General features: G+C 42.4%; 21 protein-coding genes. 13 read left to right on the top strand and 8 right to left on the bottom strand.

All coding sequences use genetic code 11. The annotated features are described in order from the left end of the window. Positions 1 to 271: 271 nt before the first annotated feature. The 9 genes from BSR11_RS10320 (at position 272) to BSR11_RS10280 (ending at position 7664) form a co-directional block, all read left to right on the top strand. Positions 272 to 511: an HTH-like domain-containing protein gene (locus tag BSR11_RS10320; protein WP_072670319.1), complete on the top strand. Its 240-nt coding sequence runs from the start codon at positions 272 to 274 to the stop codon at positions 509 to 511. A gap of 36 nt (positions 512 to 547) precedes the next feature. Beyond that, the gene (locus tag BSR11_RS10315) at positions 548 to 1516 is read left to right on the top strand and encodes a DNA methyltransferase (protein WP_072670318.1); all 969 of its coding nucleotides are present in this window, start codon (positions 548 to 550) and stop codon (positions 1514 to 1516) included. Further along, positions 1513 to 3273 carry an ATP-binding protein gene (locus BSR11_RS10310; protein WP_208604783.1) on the top strand — a complete coding sequence of 587 codons (1761 nt, stop codon included), beginning with the start codon at positions 1513 to 1515 and terminating at the stop codon, positions 3271 to 3273. The genes BSR11_RS10315 and BSR11_RS10310 overlap by 4 nt, the downstream gene beginning before the upstream one ends. Beyond that, positions 3264 to 3527 carry a hypothetical protein gene (locus tag BSR11_RS17360; protein WP_208604782.1) on the top strand — a complete coding sequence of 88 codons (264 nt, stop codon included), beginning with the start codon at positions 3264 to 3266 and terminating at the stop codon, positions 3525 to 3527. Before BSR11_RS10310 ends, BSR11_RS17360 begins: the two co-directional genes overlap by 10 nt. After that, complete coding sequence (locus BSR11_RS10305) at positions 3527 to 4915, top strand: hypothetical protein (RefSeq protein WP_072670317.1); 1389 nt, start codon at positions 3527 to 3529, stop codon at positions 4913 to 4915. The genes BSR11_RS17360 and BSR11_RS10305 overlap by 1 nt, the downstream gene beginning before the upstream one ends. A gap of 219 nt (positions 4916 to 5134) precedes the next feature. Further along, on the top strand, positions 5135 to 5395 hold the full coding sequence (locus BSR11_RS10300) for a hypothetical protein (protein WP_072670316.1): 261 nt from the start codon (positions 5135 to 5137) through the stop codon (positions 5393 to 5395). A 236-nt stretch (positions 5396 to 5631) separates the two neighbouring features. Continuing rightward, complete coding sequence (locus tag BSR11_RS10290) at positions 5632 to 6444, top strand: hypothetical protein (RefSeq protein ID WP_072670314.1); 813 nt, start codon at positions 5632 to 5634, stop codon at positions 6442 to 6444. A 31-nt stretch (positions 6445 to 6475) separates the two neighbouring features. Continuing rightward, positions 6476 to 6865 (top strand): ABC transporter substrate-binding protein, encoded by a 390-nt coding sequence (locus tag BSR11_RS10285; protein ID WP_072670313.1) that lies wholly within the window; start codon positions 6476 to 6478, stop codon positions 6863 to 6865. A 133-nt stretch (positions 6866 to 6998) separates the two neighbouring features. Beyond that, a complete protein-coding gene (locus BSR11_RS10280) occupies positions 6999 to 7664 on the top strand; it encodes a hypothetical protein (RefSeq protein WP_072670366.1) in 666 nt (221 codons plus the stop codon). A gap of 71 nt (positions 7665 to 7735) precedes the next feature. Here the strand turns inward: BSR11_RS10280 and BSR11_RS10275 are convergent, their stop codons facing one another. Genes BSR11_RS10275 through BSR11_RS10265 form a run of 3 tightly spaced genes read right to left on the bottom strand, consistent with a single transcriptional unit; the run spans position 7736 to position 9637 of the window. Then, entirely contained in the window at positions 7736 to 8092 is a 357-nt protein-coding gene (locus BSR11_RS10275; RefSeq protein ID WP_072670312.1) for a hypothetical protein, read from the bottom strand. A gap of 2 nt (positions 8093 to 8094) precedes the next feature. Further along, positions 8095 to 9258 carry a hypothetical protein gene (locus BSR11_RS10270; RefSeq protein WP_072670311.1) on the bottom strand — a complete coding sequence of 388 codons (1164 nt, stop codon included), beginning with the start codon at positions 9256 to 9258 and terminating at the stop codon, positions 8095 to 8097. Continuing rightward, complete coding sequence (locus tag BSR11_RS10265) at positions 9251 to 9637, bottom strand: hypothetical protein (RefSeq protein ID WP_072670310.1); 387 nt, start codon at positions 9635 to 9637, stop codon at positions 9251 to 9253. The genes BSR11_RS10270 and BSR11_RS10265 overlap by 8 nt, the downstream gene beginning before the upstream one ends. A 751-nt stretch (positions 9638 to 10388) precedes the next feature. Here BSR11_RS10265 and BSR11_RS10255 point away from each other — a divergent pair. Continuing rightward, positions 10389 to 11807 carry an SIR2 family protein gene (locus BSR11_RS10255; RefSeq protein ID WP_072670308.1) on the top strand — a complete coding sequence of 473 codons (1419 nt, stop codon included), beginning with the start codon at positions 10389 to 10391 and terminating at the stop codon, positions 11805 to 11807. Further along, positions 11804 to 13843 (top strand): ATP-binding protein, encoded by a 2040-nt coding sequence (locus BSR11_RS10250; protein ID WP_072670307.1) that lies wholly within the window; start codon positions 11804 to 11806, stop codon positions 13841 to 13843. The genes BSR11_RS10255 and BSR11_RS10250 overlap by 4 nt, the downstream gene beginning before the upstream one ends. A gap of 134 nt (positions 13844 to 13977) precedes the next feature. On the opposite strand, the gene BSR11_RS10245 is transcribed toward BSR11_RS10250, so the two are convergent. Next, the gene (locus tag BSR11_RS10245; protein WP_072670306.1) at positions 13978 to 15204 is read right to left on the bottom strand and encodes a tyrosine-type recombinase/integrase; all 1227 of its coding nucleotides are present in this window, start codon (positions 15202 to 15204) and stop codon (positions 13978 to 13980) included. A 171-nt stretch (positions 15205 to 15375) separates the two neighbouring features. After that, entirely contained in the window at positions 15376 to 16242 is an 867-nt protein-coding gene (locus BSR11_RS10240; protein WP_072670305.1) for a YicC/YloC family endoribonuclease, read from the bottom strand. Between the two features lie 322 nt (positions 16243 to 16564). Between BSR11_RS10240 and rph the strand changes: the two genes are divergently transcribed. Both rph and pyrE read left to right on the top strand, forming a co-directional pair. After that, the gene (gene rph / locus BSR11_RS10235; RefSeq protein ID WP_072670304.1) at positions 16565 to 17281 is read left to right on the top strand and encodes a ribonuclease PH; all 717 of its coding nucleotides are present in this window, start codon (positions 16565 to 16567) and stop codon (positions 17279 to 17281) included. A 97-nt stretch (positions 17282 to 17378) separates the two neighbouring features. Then, entirely contained in the window at positions 17379 to 18026 is a 648-nt protein-coding gene (pyrE, locus tag BSR11_RS10230; protein WP_072670303.1) for an orotate phosphoribosyltransferase, read from the top strand. 153 nt (positions 18027 to 18179) lie between these two features. On the opposite strand, the gene BSR11_RS10225 is transcribed toward pyrE, so the two are convergent. The 3 genes from BSR11_RS10225 to BSR11_RS10215 form a co-directional block, all read right to left on the bottom strand. Then, on the bottom strand, positions 18180 to 19403 hold the full coding sequence (locus BSR11_RS10225; RefSeq protein ID WP_072670302.1) for an MFS transporter: 1224 nt from the start codon (positions 19401 to 19403) through the stop codon (positions 18180 to 18182). A gap of 134 nt (positions 19404 to 19537) precedes the next feature. Then, on the bottom strand, positions 19538 to 20251 hold the full coding sequence (locus BSR11_RS10220) for a LytR/AlgR family response regulator transcription factor (protein ID WP_072670301.1): 714 nt from the start codon (positions 20249 to 20251) through the stop codon (positions 19538 to 19540). After that, positions 20236 to 21885 carry a LytS/YhcK type 5TM receptor domain-containing protein gene (locus BSR11_RS10215; protein ID WP_139299828.1) on the bottom strand — a complete coding sequence of 550 codons (1650 nt, stop codon included), beginning with the start codon at positions 21883 to 21885 and terminating at the stop codon, positions 20236 to 20238. The genes BSR11_RS10220 and BSR11_RS10215 overlap by 16 nt, the downstream gene beginning before the upstream one ends. Positions 21886 to 21996 lie beyond the last annotated feature (111 nt).

Genomic DNA, 21996 nt, shown 5'->3' with positions numbered 1-21996 from the left:
TTATTTCAAGAATATATTTTTCTAAGTACAAAAAGACATTAACTTACTAGAGTAGCTTCCAAACTATCCTCTCTCAGTTCAAAGCACTGAACTATGACTGATATCTCTATAAGAGTCATCGATTTCTCGTATGGTAACCCCTCGTTCGGCTGGCATTCTGACTAACAATTTCTAATATTTGATTTAGCAATCTGAGGGTTGGCAAGTTTCCCTTGAACTGGGCATATAAATTATATAAATTATATAAATTATATGCCACAGATGACTCACTATGGATGATCAAACTATTTTCAATAAAATCCGGGAAGCCCTAGAACGTGCTCCAAGGAATCATTACACGCTCGAACTGCATCTTCAAATGCTGAAATATGCCGATGATCTTAACCACATAACCGCAAAGGAGTTCTGTGAAGGAGTTGGCATCAGAGAAAGTTTAGGGACTGAATTTTCTAAGATGCGTAATCTTACTCCAAGATTGAAAGCTGCTGGTTTAGTAACAGATCTAATTTAACCAGAATGAATAAAACAAAAAGGTAATCAGCATTAAATGAAGCTTTATTATAAAACTGAACTTGGAAAACTCTATCTAGGTGACTCTTTGGAGGCACTGAACGAGGACGATATAAATAATTATAAAGGGAAGGTTAATTTAATAATTACTTCCCCACCATTCCCATTAAATAATAAGAAGAAATACGGCAATGAGATTGGAGATGCTTATCGTGAATGGTTTAGAAAACTAACACCAATATTCAATCAGCTCCTAGCTGAGGATGGCTCACTTGTTATTGAGATTGGGAATGCTTGGGAGCCTGAGAGACCTGTTCAGTCTACTTTACACTTAGAGTGCCTTTTTGAAATGACTAAGCAGGAAAACTCCGAGTTACGACTAATCCAAGAGTTTATTTGTTATAACCCTGCCAAACTTCCCTCACCTGCTCAGTGGGTTACAGTAAATCGCTGGCGAACTGTTGACAGCTATACTCATGTTTGGTGGTTGGCAAAAACAGATTTTCCCAAAGCAGATAACCGTAAGGTCTTACGTCCTTATAGCAAAAGTATGAAAAAGCTTTTAGAACGCCAGAGCTACAATGCAGGCGTAAGACCTTCAGAACATAAAATTAGTGAAACAGGGTTTCTGAAAGACCATGGTGGCAGCATTTGTCATAACTTCTTTGAGATGGAACCTTTAGACGAGTCGCGAGAAGTTCGTCTACCACATAATGTAATGTCTTTCTCAAATGTGTCATCAAACGACTTCTTTACAAGGAAGTGCAAAGAGCTAGGTATTACACCTCACCCAGCAAGAATGAACAAAGGTATTGTAAACTTCTTTATAGAATTTCTAACCGATGAAAATGATATAGTTTTTGATCCCTTTGGCGGTAGTAATACATCTGGGTTTTGTGCTGAGTTGAAAAATAGAAAATGGTTGTCTATTGAAGCGGACTGTAAGTACGCAGAACAATCAAAAATCAGATTTGAAGACCCTGACTTAAAAAAGGAAATAATATGAATTTGAACGAAGCTTTATCGACGGATTTGTTAAAGGAAGGTAAAAACAAAGAACAGTTTGTTGGGCGCCCGTTCTATTTGTCATATGACATAGCGAGGTTGTTAGTCTGTGATGCATGGAAGGCTCAGGTAAAAGGTATTCCAGCTGGTTGTTTCCTTCTAGCATTTTACGATGGTGAGGACGGTGTTGAAGAAGCTGTGCTATTGAGAGCTCTTTCACAGACAAAGTTACCGACTGATAACGATGTAATATCATCAATGATCGAATATTATAAAGATAATTTAGATATATCTGGTCGAGCTGGCAGTGTAAAAGGAGGAAAGCTAGATGAGTTCACGCGATACGAGTTTAGTTTTTCAGGGCTTGAATGTCGCGTTCTTGGCGTATTTTATCGAAACCAAAATGGGAAAATAGAGTTCGGCGCTGATCTTGAAAACTTCTATTCGGCTAACAATTATAGTGTTTACAAAGCAAGTGGCGATGTCCTTGAATTCATTGTAAATCAGAGGGATGATGATGGTTTAGCTGGTCAAGACTCTGACTTTAAAATTGGTAGTGTCAGATATTCTTCCAGCCGCAGGCACCAAACACAAGAACAAGATGTTGGTGTATGGGTAAATCCTAAAGACTTTTTAGGTAAGAGATCTGCGATGTTTGGTATGACTCGTACTGGTAAGTCTAATACCGTAAAGAAAATCATAGAAGCTACCGAGGAAATATCGGCAAAAGCCAAAACGGAACTTCTTACTGCCCCTGTTGATACATTGGAGTTTTCTGCTTCCGGTAGCCCTACATTCCCTGTCGGCCAAATTATATTTGATGTTAATGGTGAATACGCCAATGCTAATAGACAAGATTCGGGAACAGCTATTTATGATCTATATAAAAATAAAGTAGTTAGATATAGTGTTTTGGAGAAAGGTGATAATTTCAAGGTAATGAAGGTTAACTTCTTTAAAGATATTGAAAGTGGTTTTAGCCTGATATCTAGTTATCTTCAAGAGCAATCAATAGGTGGGGACTATGTTAATAACTTTACTGCAGCTAATTTTGAAACACCAGAAAGCACTAATGTAAATGGATCAGAATGGACTAGACACAATAGGTTAATTGCTGCATATAAATGCTGTCTGTATAGAGCTGGCTTCAAGGTTCCTCAGGGATTAAAGGTAAAATTCACTGGAGCAACTGAGATAAACAGCACTATTCTTGAGGGAAAAGTACTAGACCCAAAACAAGGCTTAACTCTGGAAGAGGCATGTACTTGGTTTGAAAGAGCTTGGGAACAATACGACGAATTAAGTTTTTTTAGGGATTATATAAACAAAAAAGGATATGAATGGGCAAATGATGACTTGAAGTCTATGATGGTTTTCTTATCTACATATAAATCACCAGGGAAAAAGAATCAAGTCAGTGGTTATAAAAAGATTCGTGTAAAGCAGCTGCACAATTTGCATACAATAAGTATGGATGAATCATTTGAAGTTGAAATTCCTAAGCTATTGCAAGAAGGTAAGATTGTTATTGTTGATTTGTCTCAGGGGGAGCCTGTCGTACAAAGGCTTTTTTCAGAGAAAATATGCCGTTCCGTCTTTAATATTTCCATGGATAGATTTATAAAAAATCTTCCTAACAATTTCATTCAGTTTTACTTTGAAGAGGCCCATAACCTATTCCCAAAAAGGATGATAAAGACCTCAGTCAAATATATAATAGGATCGCAAAGGAAGGAGCAAAACTTCACTTGGGAATGATATATGCGACACAAGAAGTGAGTTCAATTAGTTCTAATATTTTAAAAAACACACAAAATTGGTTTATCGCTCACCTTAATAATGTTGATGAAACAAGAGAGTTAGAGAAATATTATGATTTCAAGGATTTCACACAATCATTAGTTCGCTTCTCTGCCACAAATGACAAGGGATTTGTGAGAATGAAAACCTACACAAACCCATTTATTGTTCCTGTTCAGATTGATAGATTCTTGGCGAATAGGGGAATGTGATGAGCTACAGTTCAAAGGGAAATCGTCCATTTGAATGGGCCAGTAAGTCACAACATTCTCATGTGATAAACGATCCGTATGTTCAGAGTTTGATGAAAAGATGTAAGTTTCCATCTACTAATGAGGAGGCAGAGAATGATGTTAGAGACTTTGCTTTTGATATAGAAACAGGTTCTTATCGCAATATAACAACTATTATTGCGGTAGATGGTGGATACTCTGAAGTAACAGTGCGAAAAAACTATCCCAGTTCTAAGGTTGCATTTTTTCAGTTTGGTGGTTTAGAGTTTAGTCTCGATGATTTGAAGCAATTGGGCGAGTCACCATTTATTCACCCAGAAAAAATGGAAAAATTTAAAAAGTTAGAACGTTTTAAGCTTGCAATACCAACAAAAGCAACCTCTTTAGACTCTTTATCAATGATCGACTCGGTAAGAATTCCATTAATTGAGTTCTTTAATGAGATTCGTGATGGGAAAAAATATATAGATACCTTAAAGTGGCTTGTCTTTCATGAGTTTAAGAATAAAGGTATTGGAAATGATGAGTCGTTGAAGAATATCACTTTTGGAAGCTTGCCAAAAAGAAATGATAAAGTATTTAAAGATATAGAAATAGAAAAGTCAGAGATTGACTCTAGTGGATATTTCGAATGCGACGGTGAAAAGTTCAATCTTATTGACATACTAAGGTTTCATGAGGTTGTAGATGAAGAGCTTGGTGCTAGTGGTATTTTAGGTTATCTAACAAATGTTATAGAGCACGTAATTATAGTTCATTGCATCAAAGAAATTGTCACTAGAAAACCTTCTTTTCTGAAGCGTTTCCTCTTTATTAAAGATGGACCTCTTGGTTTCTTTGGTCAAACAGCTAAGTTGCATAAAGATATGAGGGAATTATGTAATATTTATATTCGGGAATATTCGTTAAAGTTGGTTGGGTTAGAAAAGTCAGGCTCTTTTGTGGAACATGCAGAGCATATATCTTCAGGAGAAAATGCTTGCCTTAAAAAGGGGCAAGTCCTACCGCTGTTTAATAATTATATTTATAAACATATTCTACCTGGACCATCTACAGAGGAAGAACTAGACAAACTTTCTCCATACGCATCAACCTCATATTATAGTGGAAAGTTGATTTATCGTAGTCAAACAGATCGAACTTGGGTATTAACTATTCCAATCCATGACAGTAACGAAGTAAAAGTATTGAATAGGAATTCGTTCTCAAATCTTGATGAAATTCTAAATGTAGTGGATTACTTAAAATGTGATATGTACGAGAATGCTATTGTGCCTATTGCTTTGGTAAATCAGCTAGTATCTCTCGCGAATCACCCTTCTTCCAAGATGTTGGAGAAATTTGCTATCCAATCTATGAGTGAGTAGATTTTCACATCTAATTAAAAATAGAGGCGTGCTATATACGGCGCCTCTATTTCAAACGAATTTACATTCATACTATAGTTTTATTCCTCTTTGATACATGTACGTAGCCACTATTACTTGATCTTGTTTTGTCCAAAAAGGGCAGTTTGGCGTGCCATTTATCCCTCTATTACCTGAGAAAATATTAGCTCAAAGAGAGTAGAGATAAATGAGGACACTATGACGGCAGAGATTCAAATTAACGGATTAGTACTTCCAATAAATGACGCTCACATTCATCAAAGACGAGGCGTAACCGCTGCAAGAGCAGTGTCTGGTGAACCTCTTCATTTCACTGTATTGAAGTGTCTCGATGGTCGATACACGAAAACATATTGTGGACTTGCCAGAGTCGATAACATCGATGACTTTTTGAAGATCATGGAGTGGGGAGATCACTTCGAACCTATTGCTTCTTGGTATCAAGGCGGCACTCAATGATTACCAGTATTTTCAGAAAAATCTTCAGAAGAGAGCCCAAGCCTGATCTGTACTCTCAACTATCCAACCTTGTGGCTGAAATTCGGAATTATCAGGCTGAGATCGAGCGCTTTCATGCAGATATAGAGGCGTCAGCTAGCCACTTTGAACACATTACCGAGCCCAATAATTTCATTAGCGCAGAGTGGGTTAATGGAAATCTACATGTAAAACATCGTCATTAAGAGGTAATTGGAATGGAATTGAACGAAAAAGCGAAAGTTGCGGCGCTCTATCAAGAACTTAGCAAAGCTGATGTCTCTGACCCTAACAAATTGGTTGAGCAGCTTGAATCGGCGGCTAAGTCAATTGTGCAAAGTTTGAATAGTCATTCTATTAAAGATGAGCAGATTAAAACTAGCGTTTTTGATCATGCTTACATGAATGAGCAGTATCGACAGCTATCTGAGCAGCAGATGAAAATTGTTGATTCTGTCCAGTTGCTAATGAAGCAGGTTGAAAGCATGGGGCTCGATAAACCAACTCAAGATAACTGGCTATCTAAAACGCTTTCTAACTATCAAAGAGGTTATCTGGAGAACGATATTTTCACTGAAGCCGCAGGAGCCATGGTGTGGATGGCTGCAAAGGCTATCCAGAAAATCTTTTTTGAGTCAGATAACGCTAAGCAGCAACAAGCAGCCCAGGAACTAAAAAAAGATATTGGGAAAATGACAAAGGCCCTAGGTGTTGAGTTATCCCGCCTTCAACTAGAGGTCAAAACAGAACAGCGGCATGGACTGATGTCAGACGCGATAAGCAATGCCAAACGGTTGGAGCAAAGCGGCCAACAGAAGGAGGCTGATAAGTTGATAGTTAGTACCTATAACAAGCTATCTCATTCTGCCAAGAAAGAGTACAGCCAATATCAACCTCGCTCAGAACATCAAAAATCTATATCCCAGGCTCAATCGAGAGAAAAAGAACGCCAAGCTGTATCGTCAATTCAGCACCAACAACACAGTGAAAAAAGAATCGACCGCGACAAAAACCAGTCAATTGGCCGTTGAGAATTACATTCAAATAAATGAGGAAACTGAAATGAAAAAAGCAATCTTAGCAGTGGCAACCGCATCTATGCTCTCTTTGGCTGGGTGTGCGACAAAGCCTGGAATTAACGACGCTTCACTTATGGTTTTTAAGTTCCCTGCAAGTGGTGACACTATTAATGTTACTTACAAGATTGAGCATGGAAAAGATTGTCTCATTACCATGGCGCTCGGCCCTCAAAGTAATGAAGAGAAATATATGGCTGCTCTTGATATGGAATCTCGACATTGCCTGGAGGATGTAACAGGAGAGAGCCAAGTGGGACTACATCTGGACCTCTCTGATGTTCGTTACAATAATCCGGCGGTGATTAATTTTAGCCTTACAGGGCCTAGTCCATTAGAGGAACTTGTAGCGCTAAAACCGGATAAGACAAAATAATAATTATTCCTATCCCACTTTAAAAAGGCAGATTAACCTGCCTTTTTTGTCATTTATGGTGGCTTAAAATTTATCCGGCTTTGGTGTATGTTCGAGTAAAGGTGCTTCTAATGACCATAATATGAGGATTGCCGTGCCAAAGAACTATAGATCTAAGGTAAGCAAAGCAGTTGCTTACAAAAAGCTGCAAGGTGTTTTAGAAAGGCTGAATGATTGGAATGAGCTTTACTCTTCCTACTATGAAATAGAAGAGGCTGCATTAGTCGGCAGTTTGGCTAGAGGTGGTGAAAAATTTGGTGATATAGATGTGTGCTTAAAAATAAGGCGCAGCCAGCAATTCAGTTACAGTGATTGTAAAAACGACTACATAAAATGGAGGGAGCAAGTTTTAGGCTATAAGCCTCCAGCGCCTTATTCATCAGCAGAGCGCTGCATGTTTGAAACGGATGTCAGTCGCTTTATTAAGAATAGTGATGGGCGAATTGAAATGTTGCGTTGGGACCAGTTTGAGCCAATATGCTTAACCTTACAGCCATTTATAAAATTAGTAGAAAATGGCCACGTGATCGTTGCCAATGTTGAAGAGTTAGAAGGTCATAGAATAACTTTCACCGCAGAACAAGCTCTCGATATAGTAAAGAGTGGTGTGCCAGAGAATCCAAGAGGAACAGAAGGCATATACTGGGAGTCTTACTGTGCTGCACTGAAGCTATATCCTGCGTTTATAAGAGACGCAATATTAGATCGGGACGCATACTGTGCCGCATACCATTCATTTACTGAAAAGAATGAAGTGTAGATAAAATTGGAAGGCCACATTCCGTTTACTACTACAACATATAGGTAGAAGGTGAGAATGTGGCTTTTAATTTAATTTTTATCGGCTTCTTTTAACGCTTTTCTAATCTCCGCTAAGTCTCCTTTGAGGTCATCCATTGACTCACCGTTAGCCGCTTCCAACTGAGAGCGAAGTTTTTTGAGCTGCTTTATTCGCTCGTTTCGTTCAGCATTTTCCGACGAGAGAAGGGCCTTATCATGCTTGTTGGGTAGATCAAACTCAGCCCAAGCCTTAGAGAAGTCACGATGAAACTCTTCCGAGCGGATTTGTTGTTGAACTTCATGTGTTTTTTGTTGGATAAGAACTTCCTGCCTACCAGTTAAGGCAAAGTAGATCACGATGGCTGTTATTGGGCAGGCAATGATGATGCCATACAGTACAGATTTCATTTTTAATTACCCCCTTTTATGCCTGGCTGAGACACTGTGAAGCTTGCCTCCGTGGAGTTGCTGAGATTGGATGCTTCCTCAGTTTGTAGGCGCTCGGAAGTTCTCATTGAGAGATTACGGGACTTGGATGAACGATTGTCGGCGCTTGCATACTGAGCATTAGACGTTGACGCTTCCTTTGAGTTAGTTCTGGTAGTCGATAATGAAAAAAGAGTGTCGTGATTTAATGATGTCTCCAGCTCCCATGACTCTCCAAATAGTGAGTTTCCTCGGCCAAAGATAGTGAACTCGCCAATTGAAGCTGACAGATTTTTTGGATCAGCAGAAAAAGAGCCACAAGACCATTCGTATTTTCCTTCATACTTATACCCTCGTGTCGATGGCACTACGCAGTTCCTTCCAAATTGTCTATCTATTATCTTCAAGGCCTTTTCTGGTAAGTCATTACGTATGAGCTGTTTACTCATCGCCTTGGCAAGTGCCATTTTTATCTCGGACTTGTCACTTCCGTTGACCGAAATCCCGCTTGATATGTCATCTAGCGTTGCTTCTGCTACAAGCCCGTATGTCACCCAGCAGACGCCCTCTCTTTTCAGGTGCTCAGAAGGAACTCTTATGGATGAAGGCATGCCAGTGGTCGTCCAGTTGAAAGCTGCCTGCTGCAACTCAACTTGGCATTGTCCCAGTGTTTTTTCTTTGTTCCAGGCCATACAGGCCTGAACGCTTGTAACTAGGGGTTTGGGTTCTAGCTCTGGAAATTGTGGCGCTTGTGGGTTCGTAATGAGCGAACAATTTCTGATGAGGTTTGCTGTTTTCCCTCTTACAGATTTGCCATTTTCGACATAGGCAAATAGCTCTACGAGAATAGAAAGTGGTGCTGTTTTTACTGAAAGACGGTTAGCATTTTGATATTGCTGCCTAGATGATGCTTCGCTTGCATTTCGAACTGACGTGGAAGTCGTGTCTCTTTTTTCCTCACCTTTTCTTGCTTCCTCTCCCTTTTGGCGTTGTAACTCCATGCTTGTCTCATCGTTCAACGTGGTTTCTTTTTGGGTGCGCTTTTCCTGTGAGGATTTTTGGCCCACAGTGGCGCTTTCTTGAGCAAGTGTAATGTTTGAGTATGCAATTAATGTAAAGGCCAGCAAATTCAATGACTTTTTAATCATGTTGAAAAGCCTCCTTGAGCAAGGTGATTTGTGAGATGCTATTGATGCTCGGCTCTACCAGCCAAGCGTATCTGTACCTTTGAATACTTTTACAGAGCGCAACTATGTACTGATCTGCGTCCTGAGGTTCTGAATGGATTTCCCCATCTTCTTCTGCGGCCATAAAATCAGAAAAATCATCAAAGGCTGCTTTGCTTAAATACTCAGCCAAATGAGTAGCATCGTCAGAACTTTTGCACAGCAAAACCTCCGGCCAGAGCAGTTCTCCATCTGGTCCTCGATTGCCGGGCTGATCGGGTGGGTCTAACCTGACGACCCAAACTTCTCTTAGCTCATGTGCTACAGCTAGGTTGAGCAGTTCAATGCCATTTAACTTCATAAAAATAACTCCGTGCTTAGTGGACGGAGCCATTATCCCGCTGATAACCGCCGAGATTGGCACGCCAAATTGCCCGATTTGGACAAATGTTTTGTTTGTAGAGTCAAAAGGGAATTTCCAGATTTTGACCTAGATTGGTGTTGCTGATTGAATATATCTGACTGAATTTAAAAAGTTATTTGTTTTTCGTTACATGTCACGAATATAAAGTGTGACATGTAACGCCACTGCCAGGGCATATGTGGGAACGTTGCACGTTTTAGCCTTGAGTATATTGGTTTGCTGCACGATTAACGCTTAAACCTATGGGGTGGTTGCACGATTGGGGCTGCACAAAGCCCAGCTTTTGGCGTTTACTGAACAAAATGAAGGCCAAATCACATGTATACGGACTGATTCGTTGGTCTGGGAGCGTATGTGGGGCCGTTGCACGGATACCTTGAACTGGTATATGGGCCAGTTGCACGTTTAATCTGATAGCAAAGAGCATGAATACAGCCTAATTTTTACCTCGCTGAACGTACTCACTTGAGAAGAATAGTCAATTTATGTCAAAGCCAAGAGCTTATGTGCTATTCGGTCGCTATTTAGCCATGCTAAGTTAGGAAGTTGGTCGAGTACCTCGGGGGCATTGATGATTCGCGGAGGATTTTGGCGGTTTGAGAGGCGTGAGGTTCTAAGCTATCACACTAATATTTTTCGTTTGCCTCAATAACACTATGTTTTCCATACAAATAAGAGAAGTGCATTTATGAGCAATCAGTATATCAAGGTTGGCAGTGTCCCTGAAATTGTTGAGCTGTTACCCAACTCTAACGAGCAAGCTGACTTTCACCCTTTTATCCTATCGGCAAACTGCGCATGGGGGGAGCAAGATGCAGAAATATCGATAGAGAAATTGCGCCAAAATATTGAGCCTTGGCTAACAGCTCTCTTCCAATCCGAGCATTTAAATTTATTGATCGGGGCAGGCTTAAGTACATCTATTCAAATGTCTGCTACAGGTTTACCTCCAGCAGGAATGAGCTGGATAAGCGACCTAGCAGTATGTCAAAGTGAAATAGATACATTTGCTACCCAAGCCGCCCAAGCTGCTGGCCGCGATAAGGGAAATATAGAAGATCAAATTAGAGCTATTAATGAACTTATTAAAGGGCTTGAAATTCTGACAGTGCTGAATACCTCTCAACCTGAAAACCCTCCAGCTCCTCATGTTGCTTATAGAAATCTAAAAGCTGATTTGGAAGCACTTAGGGTAGAGCTTTCTCGATGCCTAGGTGAGTTTTCAAGATCTGTAAGTACTGGAGAATACTTGATTAAAAATGCTGACCCTAAGCGAAAAGAGGAAACATTCAATTATCTGGTGAGCTTCTTGATGAGCTTTGCAAGTAGAACTGCCACTCGCGATAGGTTACATATTTTCACAACAAACTACGACCGTATTATCGAAGTCGGTGCTGAGCTTGCTGGTTTAAGACTTATAGATCGCTTTGTAGGAAGTATCGCTCCAGTGTTTCGATCTTCGAGATTAGAAGTTGATTATCATTATAATCCTCCAGGAATCCGTGGCGAACCAAGATATTTAGAGGGAGTGGCGCGTTTTACTAAACTCCATGGTTCTCTTGATTGGCATGAACAAAATAGCGCGATTAGGCGCTTTGGTTTACCTTTTGGGGCACGCTCTGTTGATCCATTTTTAGAAGCTGAAGGTCATAAGAGCAACAGCTATGAACAACTCATGATTTACCCTAATTCAGTAAAAGACAGGGAAACTGCTGAGTACCCTTATGTTGAGCTATTTCGAGATCTTGCAGCAGCAACCAGCCGTCCAAACAGCACATTAGTCACCTATGGCTATAGCTTTGGTGATGAGCATATCAATAGGGTAATTGAAGACATGCTTACAGTTCCCTCGACTCATATAGTCATAATAGCCTTCGGAGATCCACTTGGAAGAATTATGAATTTCATTACTAAGAGTGGAAGGAAAGCTCAGATCACTCTGTTAATGGGAGACCATTTAGGAGATCTCAAAACTTTAGTTGATAACTATCTACCTAAACCTGCTATTGATAAAGCATCAATAAAGATGGCTGAATTGCTCAAGCAAAGAGGATTCATGCAGTCAAAAGAATTAGGTAATTCAACTGACGTCGAGGTATCACTATGAGCTACTTACCAATTGAAAGGTTAGAGCAATTAAGAATTGGGACTGTTGGTTTTGTATCGCCTAGTGAAATCAGAGTTTCTTTAGAGATTGACTCTCCAGATTCCGTATCGCTTCAAGGAGGTTCACCTCGTAATTTTCCTCGAATAAATAGTTATGTGCTTATAAGTAGTGATGATGGATTTCTTGTTGGGCAGGTTGAGTGGATTGCCGTAGAACATTCACCATACCCTAAAAGAAGGGGATTGCAAGATTTTGGCTTAATAGACCTTCCTTTTCCACTTAAGAAGCTCAGCATCAATCCAGTTGGCACGTTAAGAGTTGATAGAAAAAACGAAGGTTTCAAGTTCACAAGAGGAACAGATGCTTTTCCATCGGTAGGTGACTCGGTGCTCCTGCCAACTGATGAGCAATTAAAATCAATAATCGAGTCAGGTGACAATAGAAGAGTAAAAATAGGGGATAGCCCCCTAGCTAACAATGCAGAAATAAAAGTGGACCCTGATAGGCTTTTTGGACGACATATAGCTGTTTTGGGCAATACAGGTAGTGGTAAATCATGCTCAGTGGCTGGGTTGATTCAATGGTCTTTAGATGCAGTTTTGCAACAGGGACAAACTCCTAATGCTCGGTTCATAATACTTGATCCAAATGGAGAATACAGTAGAGCATTCGGACCAGAATCAAGATATAAGGGTAAGCTGTTACGTGTAGAAGCTAACACTGAAGCTGAAGAGATTGAACTTAAAGTGCCGTCATGGTTATGGAATAGTTCAGAATGGGCTGCTTTTACTCAAGCAAGTTCAAAAGTTCAACTTCCTTTATTGCGCCGAGCTCTGAGGGCTATGAGAAATGATGTTTTGTCAGAAGATGATGTGACAATTCAAGCTAAACACTTCTGCGGCATCCTTCTTGTGTCAATAAGACAATTAGCAAGCCAAGGCCAGATATATGTAAATGGCGGTCATGCGAAAGGTTTTGTTGAAAGTTTAACCTCATGGGTTAATAGCCTCTCCACGTTAAATGAAAAAATCGATAAAAGGCCTTTTGATCCCATAATAAATACGATTAACGGATATCTTTCCACTCGAACAGGAGTCCAGTGGCCTGAAAAACCCAAAGTTTCCGACACAGACCAGTTGATTAGCGAATTAAAAAATGCACATGCTGCGCTTGGCGGCGATGAACAAGAGCTTCTTCCGAAAAGTGAAGATGCGCCTATTCGTTTTAAAGGTGACGATTTTGTAGCATATCTTGAGGCCTTAGCTCAAGAAACAGGTACAGAGCAGTTCGTGGAGTTTCTTCTGACTCGTATTCGCACAATGTTAGGTGACACTCGAATAAGCGCAGTGACAAATGATTCGGAAGAGCCTATCAGTTTAACAACCTGGTTAGATACTTTTCTCGGGAAAGATAGACAAGGTTCTATAACTGTAATCGATTTATCACTAGTTCCAAATGAAATAATACATCTGGTAACTGCTGTAATTTCGAGAGTAACTTTTGAAGCACTTCAACGTTATCGAAGGCTGCATGGAAAACCACTTCCAACAGTCATGGTTGCAGAGGAAGCGCACACATTTATTAAGCGCTATAAAGAAGATAGTGAAAGTCAGTCAGTCTCTGACGTATGTTGCAAAGTATTTGAGAAAATTGCTCGTGAAGGAAGGAAATTTGGTTTAGGTCTTGTGGTTTCTTCCCAACGACCTTCAGAACTATCTCCTACGGTATTATCCCAATGCAATACTTTTTTGTTACACAGGATTAGCAATGATAGAGATCAGGAGCAAGTCCACCGACTTGTTCCTGATAATATGCGAGGGCTATTGAGGGAATTGCCATCGCTACCATCTCGACACGCTATTTTACTGGGATGGGCTTCTGAGCTTCCTGTTTTAGTTAGAATGAAAGAGCTTACCGAAAAGCAAAGACCGCAATCTGACGATCCAGATTTTTGGGATGTGTGGTCTAACACTACAGAAGAACCTCGTGTGGTTAATTGGCAGCCGATAGCTGATAGCTGGCAGAACCAAGACTAACAAACCAAAGATATATCTATCACCTTAACTTTCCGGTTAGTTCTCATAAGGCGTTTTTATCGCTCAAACGACGAAAGCGCCTTCATATATCCATTTAAAACAAATGGTTATTTGCTAAGGAAGATGAGAAGAACTTATTGGCCTAGATGAATGAGAGGTGTAACTAGATCGGCAACTTTCTGGTGAGCAGCTTTCCGTTCTTCAAAGTATTCATACCTATCATATATACCGTCAACTCCTCCCTGCCGGTGATTGATGCACAACCGAGCGACGTGATTTGGTGTTCCTACTGATGCAGCTAGACTCCTGAATGTTCGCCGTAAGTCATGTACTGTAAAATGCTCTATGTCACCCATCACGTTGGGTGGCTGAATCTTCCTCCCAGCTTCTCGTCCAAACAACTTTGAGATTGCGCTATTTAGGGTGTCAGGCCCCATATGTAATAGATTGCTTCGGCGTCGGGCTGGAAAAACGTATTCAGAACCCATCGATCTTACTTTGAGCTCACTGAGCCATGTCATTGCTTGGCTTGGCAGGGGAATAGATATAGCGATGCCTGTCTTTACCCGCCACTCTGGGATATGCCAGACAGATTCCTCTAGGTCGAACTCTGACCAGGGAGCCTCACACAGTTCACTCTTCCTATTACCTAGTACCAAGAAGAGACAGCACAACAAATAGTTCTCTCTACCAAAACTGTTTAGATGACTACGAAATACTTTAAATATTTTCTCTATTTCATTTAGCTCTAATGCTCGCTTACGAGTTTTTTCGAGCCCTCCAGCATCGTTTATTGTGAACGGTGCAGCGGGATTATTGGCGGTTAGCTCAAGCTTTAATGCGTGCTTGAAAAGCTGCTTCATATAACCCAGAGTGTCATTGGCAATGGTTAGACGGCCGCTATCCCTAACTCTTTGAATTATTTCTCGAACATCCAGAGCTGTGACGTCCTGAATTTTGAACTCGCCGATGACTGGCTTAATTTCCTTTCTATATATTCGAGCTGGAATGTTGGGATGCTTTAGCCTTGGCGCTAAATCGTTTTTATACCAATCCTCAAATAAATCATCGACCGATATGATACCCGTCCACTTTTGACGCTGTTTTGCAATGAGGGGATCTACGCCTTGCCTTAAGTCACGTTTAAACACTTCGGCTTCTGATCTTGCATCGGCCAACGACATATCAGGGTACTGCCCCAGAGTCATTTGTTTACGTTTGCCATTTCCACTATATCGAAGGGCCCAATAGGGCGCTCCCGAGTCTGGAACGACAAAGTAGAGTCCTTTCCCGTCGGATTTCCTTGTTGGCTCTCCTGATTTTGCAAGTGATGCCACCTGCTTTGCGGTCATTGATGCCATTGTGCCTCCTAATACTCACCATTTGATGCAAGTATAGCGAGGCATTACTCACCAGTTAACTCACCACTTAGATGAAACAGATTGAAACGTACAAGAACAGAGTGAAAATAAAAAGCCCTTCTAAATCAGGGCTTTGGTGAGTATTGGAAAGCTTTGGAAAACAAGAGAAAATTATTCAATGTTCTGGATCTGCTCACGCATTTGTTCAATCAGAACTTTTAGCTCTACCCCTGAAGCTGTGATATCGGTTGAGATCGATTTTGAAGCCAGTGTGTTGGACTCGCGGTTAAACTCTTGCATCATAAAATCGAGCTTACGGCCACACGCGCCGCCTTTTTTCAGGACATTGCGCGTTTCTTTGATGTGAGAATCTAAACGATCCAGCTCTTCCGCCACGTCCGACTTTTGCGCCAGTAGGATCAGCTCTTGCTCGACACGGGTAGCATCAAGCTCAATTTTTGCTTCTTCAAACTTGTTCAATAGTCGTTCACGTTGCCATTGCAAAATTTCTGGCATTCGCGCGCGAACCTTGACCACTTCTTCACTGATCGCGGTTAAGCGTTGCTCGATTAACGCTTTCATGTTGTCGCCTTCACGACCACGAGCGTCAATAAATTCAACAATCGCGTCATCAAAACCGGCCAATAACGCTTTATTAATGCTGTCCATATCTTGCTCAGGCGTTTCCATCACACCTGGCCATTGCATAATTTGGAAGGGATTGATGCGGCTGAGCTCACCGGTCATATGCATGATTTGATTAGCGGCTTTGATCACTTGATTCGCCAATGCTTCATTAATATTGAGTTCACTTTTGGCCGCTGGATTGGCTTCATAACGTAAATGGCATTCGACTTTACCGCGGGCAAGGCGTTGACGAAAACGCTCACGCAGCACCGGTTCTAAACCGCGAAACTGTTCAGGAAGACGAAAGTAAGTTTCTAAATAACGTTGGTTAACGGAGCGAATTTCCCATACTGCCGTGCCCCAGTCGCCTTTGACTTCTTTACGTGCGTAAGCGGTCATGCTGTAAATCATTACGGTATCCTTTATTAGTCGGTCTGCTTTTAGTGCAATAAATCAATAATACGGCAAAGACTGACGAGATCCTAGGTTAGATAAGCACTGACTTTTTTCGAGGTACAGATAGTTAAAAAACGCGTGTTCATAGGTTGCTTGTGTATTTCGTTTGAGTTTTGCTTATTAGCACCTAGCACCTAGCACCTAGCACCTAGCACCTAGCACCTAGCACCTAGCACCTAGCACCTAGCACCTAGCACCTAGCACCTAGGATTTTACCGTGACTTCCAGTATAATCTCGCCCCAATCTTGTTGTTCCCTTCACAAAAGGCATTTATCCATGCGTCCAAATGACCGCGCTGCAGATCAAGTTCGCCCAATTAAAATCACTCGTAACTATACGGCTTACGCTGAAGGTTCGGTACTCGTTGAATTTGGTAATACCAAAGTGCTGTGTAACGCAACGGTGGAAGAAACCGTACCACGCTGGCTGAAAGGTCAAGGCAAAGGCTGGGTAACGGCTGAATATGGTATGTTGCCACGAGCCACCCATTCGCGCACCCGTCGCGAAGCGGCCAATGGTAAGCAAGGTGGCCGAACGATGGAAATTCAGCGCCTGATTGCTCGTAGTTTACGTGCCGTGGTTGATTTAAAAGCCATGGGTGAAATCATGATCACCGTTGATTGTGATGTGATTCAAGCGGATGGCGGGACACGCACGGCAGCGATCAGTGGTGCTAGTGTTGCTATGGCTGATGCTTTCGCGCATTTAGTCGCCAAAGGCAAACTGAAAGCGAGTCCGATGAAAAGCCACGTTGCCGCGGTATCCGTGGGTATCTTAGGTGAAAACGTCCTATGCGATTTAGAGTATGTGGAAGATTCTGCCGCTGATACCGATATGAATGTGGTCATGACCGAAGAAGGCAAGATGATCGAGATCCAAGGCACCGCAGAAGGCGAACCGTTCAGCCATGAGCAGTTGCTGGCATTACTTGCCTCGGCGCAAAAAGGCATTGTTGATATTGTCGCCGCACAGAAAGCCGCGTTGGCGGAATGATTGAGTAAGTAGCTCCCGTTGAGGGGGCTATTTTTTTATCTATTGCAAGAAGTTAGAACCTAGAACCCAAAACCCATTTAACATCGAGAGAGTATTCATGAAAGCCTACCAGCGTGAATTTATTGAGTTTGCCTTAGAAAAGCAAGTATTGAAATTTGGTGAGTTTACTTTGAAGTCCGGTCGTAAAAGCCCTTACTTTTTTAACGCTGGGCTGTTTAATACCGGTGGTGATCTGGCCCGTTTAGGTCGTTTTTATGCCGCTGCTTTGGTTGATGCGGGGATTAAATTTGATGTGTTATTTGGACCTGCCTACAAAGGCATTCCGATTGCGACGACCACCGCGGTTGCCTTAGCTGATCACCATCAAATCGATACTCCTTACTGCTTTAATCGCAAAGAAGCCAAAGATCATGGTGAAGGCGGTAACTTGGTTGGTTCGCCATTAGAAGGTCGGATCATGTTGGTGGATGATGTCATCACCGCGGGCACCGCGATTCGCGAATCAATGGAAATCATTCAAGCCAATGGCGCCCAATTGGCCGGTGTCTTAGTAGCGATTGACCGTCAAGAAAAAGGTAAAGGCGAATTATCGGCGATTCAAGAAGTTGAGCGTGATTTTGGTTGTCAGATTATTTCTATCGTTAGCTTGGGCGATCTAGTGACTTATCTAAAAGAGCAAGGGGGAGATCCGGTGCAGTTAGCTGCAGTAGAGGCTTACCGAGCTCAATATGGTGTTGTCGCTTAACGACTCCGTAACAGAAAGTCCGTTAGATAAAGCCCGTTAGAGAAAACAACGGCTCAGTCTATAACCGAGCCGTTGCTTATTGCTGTTCATCTTTGCTTATTGAAATATGCTGTGGTGCTGGCGGCAACGTTAAGCAGCCTAAGTGCGACGTGATTAACGACTGCTTGAATGAAGCGATGGCTGCCAAGTCAGCGTGGCGGATGCTTTCTCTTTTGGGGCCCGTAGCCAAAGAGCGATACATAAGGACACACCAAACAATATGAGCATGACACTGAACGCCGCTTGGAAGCCACCGAATAATGACGCTACGATAGAGCCAAAGAAGCTACCCAAACCAAAGCCTAAGTAAATCACTCCGTAGTTTTGAGTCAGAGAATTTAGCCCAAAATAATCGCTGACTAAGGTTGGAAATACGGTAATCGCGCCGCCAAAGCTAAAGGCAACACAAGAAATCGCCATAAAAAAGCGCATTTCATTGAGAGGGACAAACAACAAAGTACTAATGCCTACCGTGCAAATCAGCAGTGCTATCCCAACCACTTTGCGACGCTCCATTTTATCAGACAAAATCCCCAGCACTAATCGACCCGCAAGGTTCGCCATCGCCAGGATCGCCACTGAAGAAGCCGCCGCCGCGGTGGAGAGATGCACTTGCAGTTCGCCAACATCTTTCGCAACGCCAATCACGTATAATCCGCTCATACAAATGGTAAAAAATACCGTTGCCAATAACCAAAACTGAGGTGTTTTGGTACTTTGCTGTAGCGAGTAATCTTGGCTGCTTGTGCTGCTCGATGAGCTTGGCGCTTGCACGGGGGCGTCATGCATCAGCAAACCACCCAATACCACCAAACTGCCGGCAATCAGAGCCCACATGGTAAAGGTCATACTCACGCTGCTATGTTCAAGAAAGTATAAATTAATGTACTTAAACCCTAAGCTACCGAGGCCATAAGCGCCGATAGCACAAGCTGAAGCTAGGCCTTTACGTTCTGGGAAAAACCGCACGCAGTTGGATAATGTCATTAAGTAACCAGTGCCATCGGCAAAGCCAAGGATTAACCCTGCACTGACATACAGCAACCACACTTGAGTCACTTGTCCTGCCCAAAGTAAACCTAGGCTTAATAATAAGCCTGCTGCCATCGTCACTCGGCGCACGCCAAAACGTTTTTGCAGTAAGCCCGAGACAGATGAGGCCAAGGCTAGGGCTAAAGTCAAAAGACCAAAAGAGAAGGCAATTTGGTTGACTGGGGCGGCTAGTTTTTCCGCCAGCGGAGCATTAAATAAGCTCCAAGTATACACAGAGCCAAGGGCAAATTGCGCAATAATGGTACCAATTAAGGTCCGTGATCGGGGGGATATCATGCCTAACATAAACGGTACTCCATAACAAAATGGGTAAGAACTACCGTTAAGATACGAGCCTAAATCCCTTAGCTGCAATAGGGTTAAAACAAGATAAAATGAGCTGCATTACTCGCGCATCAAATGCAATTATTTGGCATGAATTACAATTGCATTCGCTCGCGGAAGGCTTTTAAGTTACTCCGGCTGACAGGGATTTCGCTTTGCGTACCTTGTAAGTGCAGGAGGTACGTACTGTTAACCCAAGGGATGATCTCCTGCACGCGAGTGAGATTGACACAATAAGAGCGATGACAGCGGAAAAAGTGCTGCGCTGGCAACTGGTCACAAAAATCACTGATCGGATACGGCACATAAAACTCACCATCTTCACAGTACACTAGAGTAATTTTCTCCTTCGCCATGGCGTAAATGACCTGCTCAGGTTCGGTGATCCGAATCCGATTCTCACGCATAAGGTGCAGCGGCGTACTGCTTGGCTTCGGCTGCTTGATCGATTGTGCCTGTTGTAACTTATCGAGCACGTTTTGCACTCGCTGCTCATTGAGCGGTTTTAACAAATAATCAAAAGCGTCCAGTTCAAAGGCTTCCGCCGCATGCTCTTTGTAAGCGGTGGTGAAAATAATATAAGGAGGTCGAATGGCGGCTGGCAGACTACGAGCTAATAACATGCCATCCATCGCGGGCATATTAATATCTAAAAACAGCACCTCTACCGGATGGTTTTGTAGATATTTTAACGCTGACAAACCATCGTCAAAGCTGGCGATAATCTCAATATCACTGTGTTTGGCAATTAAATAACGCAGCTCCTCTTGAGCCAGATATTCATCCTCAACCACTATTGCGCGTAACATGTTTTCCCCTTAGTGAGAATATCAAAGCGAATTTGTGTGCCGGGGTTTAACCGTTCAATATGCAGCCCTTGACCGTACAGTAACTGCAATCGCTGATGAACGTTCATTAAGCCAATATGCTGACTGTCTATGTCACCTTGATACAGCTTATCAATCAGTTCTGCGGCGATACCCACCCCTGTATCTGTGATGGTAATTTGCGCACCTTGCGCGGTTTTGCGTACTTTGATCGTCACCTCGCAGGCGTGTGCCGAAGGCTGAAATCCATGTTGAATGGCGTTTTCCACCAAAGGTTGGATCAAAAGCGGCGCAATCGAAATTGCGACCGGCTCAACATCAAAATGCACTTGCAGTTTACGCCCAAAGCGAGCTTGTTCAATGGCCACATAGTCGCGCACTTGTTTTAACGCATCCTCTAATGGGATGAGAATTTGTGTGCGCTGCAAATTATAGCGTAAGAAGTCTGCTAAATTACCAATTAAGCTGCGCGCCTCATCGGGGCGCAGACGAATCAAGCTGGATATCGCATTTAACGCATTAAACAGAAAATGGGGATTGATCTTGCTTTGCAGGGCAGAAAATTCGGCTTGGCTAGCCATTTCTTTTAATTGTTCCACCCGAGAGACTTCTAATTGCGTGGAGATCAGCTGTGATAAACCAATCGCCATCTCTTTGAGTGGGCGACGAATACGGTTCGGTTGGCGATAAAAAATCTTTAAGGTGCCAGCGACTTGTTGATTTTCCCACAACGGAATGATCAACAAGGAGCGAAAGTTATGTAGATTCAAATTATTACTGATGATTTGTTGGCCGAGTTTGACCGCTTGTTGGGTCAGTTCACTGATTTGATGATGCGCATCGAGGTACTCTTCTTCACCGATTCCGACATAAGCTAGGACATCTTGTGTATCGGTGATCGCAACCGCATCGGCTTGTGTGTTTTGTAAAATGACTTGGCAACCTTTCGTTAAAGCCGAACGGCCACCTTGGCGAAAATAGGGCAAAGTTTGCGTAGCAATATGTAACGCTTGTTTGGCTTGCTGGGCAGCAAGACGCTCTTTTTCATCATCTAGGTGTTGCACCAGTTGAATAATCAAGCCAATAGATAAAGTACCCGCGATCATCGGAAAGCTGATGTGGCTGACAATGCTATAAGCCAACTGATTATCTTCGGCGAGCAGTACAATCAGTCCCATGGTGAGCGCTTCGCACGCCATGCCGACCAAAATACCGTAGCGAGCATAGTGAGCTTTGTCAGCTCGATAATGGATCAACGCCGATAATAATCCCGCCACTATGCTAGCAATCAAGCAGGCTTGTGAAGTGGGGCCATCAATATCAATTAAGTAGCGATGCAGCCCAGAAACGACGCCGGCACTGACCCCAACCCAAGGGCCAAACAAAATACCGCCGGCGACAATGGCAATAATCCGTACGTTGACCAAAGAACCATCCACATTGACTCCAGTATAAGTGCTAAACAGGGCAAAACCGATAAACAGCGCCGCCAGCAAGGTGGTTTCCGCGGGCCGGCGATCGGTCTTTTGTACTATGGTTTGAATCAGGTGCAAGCGTGTTAACCAAAACAGCACCATCAGCAGTAGGGCCGCGCGTTCAAACACCGCCAGTAACATCACAAATTGGTCGTTATACATAAATGGCAAGAGTGAGAAATGAAAAAGGGAAGCCAGTGTAACGGACTTCCCTTTTTAATACCTATGATTCAGATCATGCGCTGATAAAGC

The sequence above is a fragment of the Vibrio injensis genome (assembly GCF_001895205.1).
GTDB lineage: Bacteria > Pseudomonadota > Gammaproteobacteria > Enterobacterales > Vibrionaceae > Vibrio > Vibrio injensis.
This window is presented reverse-complemented; position numbering and strand designations above follow the sequence as displayed.

What these genes read in the sequence shown, in the direction of transcription:
- BSR11_RS10320 (WP_072670319.1), top strand. Translation starts at nt 272, where the DNA reads ATGGATGATCAAACTATTTTCAATAAAATCCGGGAAGCCCTAGAACGT.
- BSR11_RS10315 (WP_072670318.1), top strand. Translation starts at nt 548, where the DNA reads ATGAAGCTTTATTATAAAACTGAACTTGGAAAACTCTATCTAGGTGAC.
- BSR11_RS10310 (WP_208604783.1), top strand. Translation starts at nt 1,513, where the DNA reads ATGAATTTGAACGAAGCTTTATCGACGGATTTGTTAAAGGAAGGTAAA.
- BSR11_RS10305 (WP_072670317.1), top strand. Translation starts at nt 3,527, where the DNA reads ATGAGCTACAGTTCAAAGGGAAATCGTCCATTTGAATGGGCCAGTAAG.
- BSR11_RS10300 (WP_072670316.1), top strand. Translation starts at nt 5,135, where the DNA reads ATGACGGCAGAGATTCAAATTAACGGATTAGTACTTCCAATAAATGAC.
- BSR11_RS10290 (WP_072670314.1), top strand. Translation starts at nt 5,632, where the DNA reads ATGGAATTGAACGAAAAAGCGAAAGTTGCGGCGCTCTATCAAGAACTT.
- BSR11_RS10285 (WP_072670313.1), top strand. Translation starts at nt 6,476, where the DNA reads ATGAAAAAAGCAATCTTAGCAGTGGCAACCGCATCTATGCTCTCTTTG.
- BSR11_RS10275 (WP_072670312.1), bottom strand. Translation starts at nt 8,092, where the DNA reads ATGAAATCTGTACTGTATGGCATCATCATTGCCTGCCCAATAACAGCC.
- BSR11_RS10270 (WP_072670311.1), bottom strand. Translation starts at nt 9,258, where the DNA reads ATGATTAAAAAGTCATTGAATTTGCTGGCCTTTACATTAATTGCATAC.
- BSR11_RS10265 (WP_072670310.1), bottom strand. Translation starts at nt 9,637, where the DNA reads ATGAAGTTAAATGGCATTGAACTGCTCAACCTAGCTGTAGCACATGAG.
- BSR11_RS10255 (WP_072670308.1), top strand. Translation starts at nt 10,389, where the DNA reads ATGAGCAATCAGTATATCAAGGTTGGCAGTGTCCCTGAAATTGTTGAG.
- BSR11_RS10250 (WP_072670307.1), top strand. Translation starts at nt 11,804, where the DNA reads ATGAGCTACTTACCAATTGAAAGGTTAGAGCAATTAAGAATTGGGACT.
- BSR11_RS10245 (WP_072670306.1), bottom strand. Translation starts at nt 15,204, where the DNA reads ATGGCATCAATGACCGCAAAGCAGGTGGCATCACTTGCAAAATCAGGA.
- BSR11_RS10240 (WP_072670305.1), bottom strand. Translation starts at nt 16,242, where the DNA reads ATGATTTACAGCATGACCGCTTACGCACGTAAAGAAGTCAAAGGCGAC.
- rph (WP_072670304.1), top strand. Translation starts at nt 16,565, where the DNA reads ATGCGTCCAAATGACCGCGCTGCAGATCAAGTTCGCCCAATTAAAATC.
- pyrE (WP_072670303.1), top strand. Translation starts at nt 17,379, where the DNA reads ATGAAAGCCTACCAGCGTGAATTTATTGAGTTTGCCTTAGAAAAGCAA.
- BSR11_RS10225 (WP_072670302.1), bottom strand. Translation starts at nt 19,403, where the DNA reads ATGTTAGGCATGATATCCCCCCGATCACGGACCTTAATTGGTACCATT.
- BSR11_RS10220 (WP_072670301.1), bottom strand. Translation starts at nt 20,251, where the DNA reads ATGTTACGCGCAATAGTGGTTGAGGATGAATATCTGGCTCAAGAGGAG.
- BSR11_RS10215 (WP_139299828.1), bottom strand. Translation starts at nt 21,885, where the DNA reads ATGTTACTGGCGGTGTTTGAACGCGCGGCCCTACTGCTGATGGTGCTG.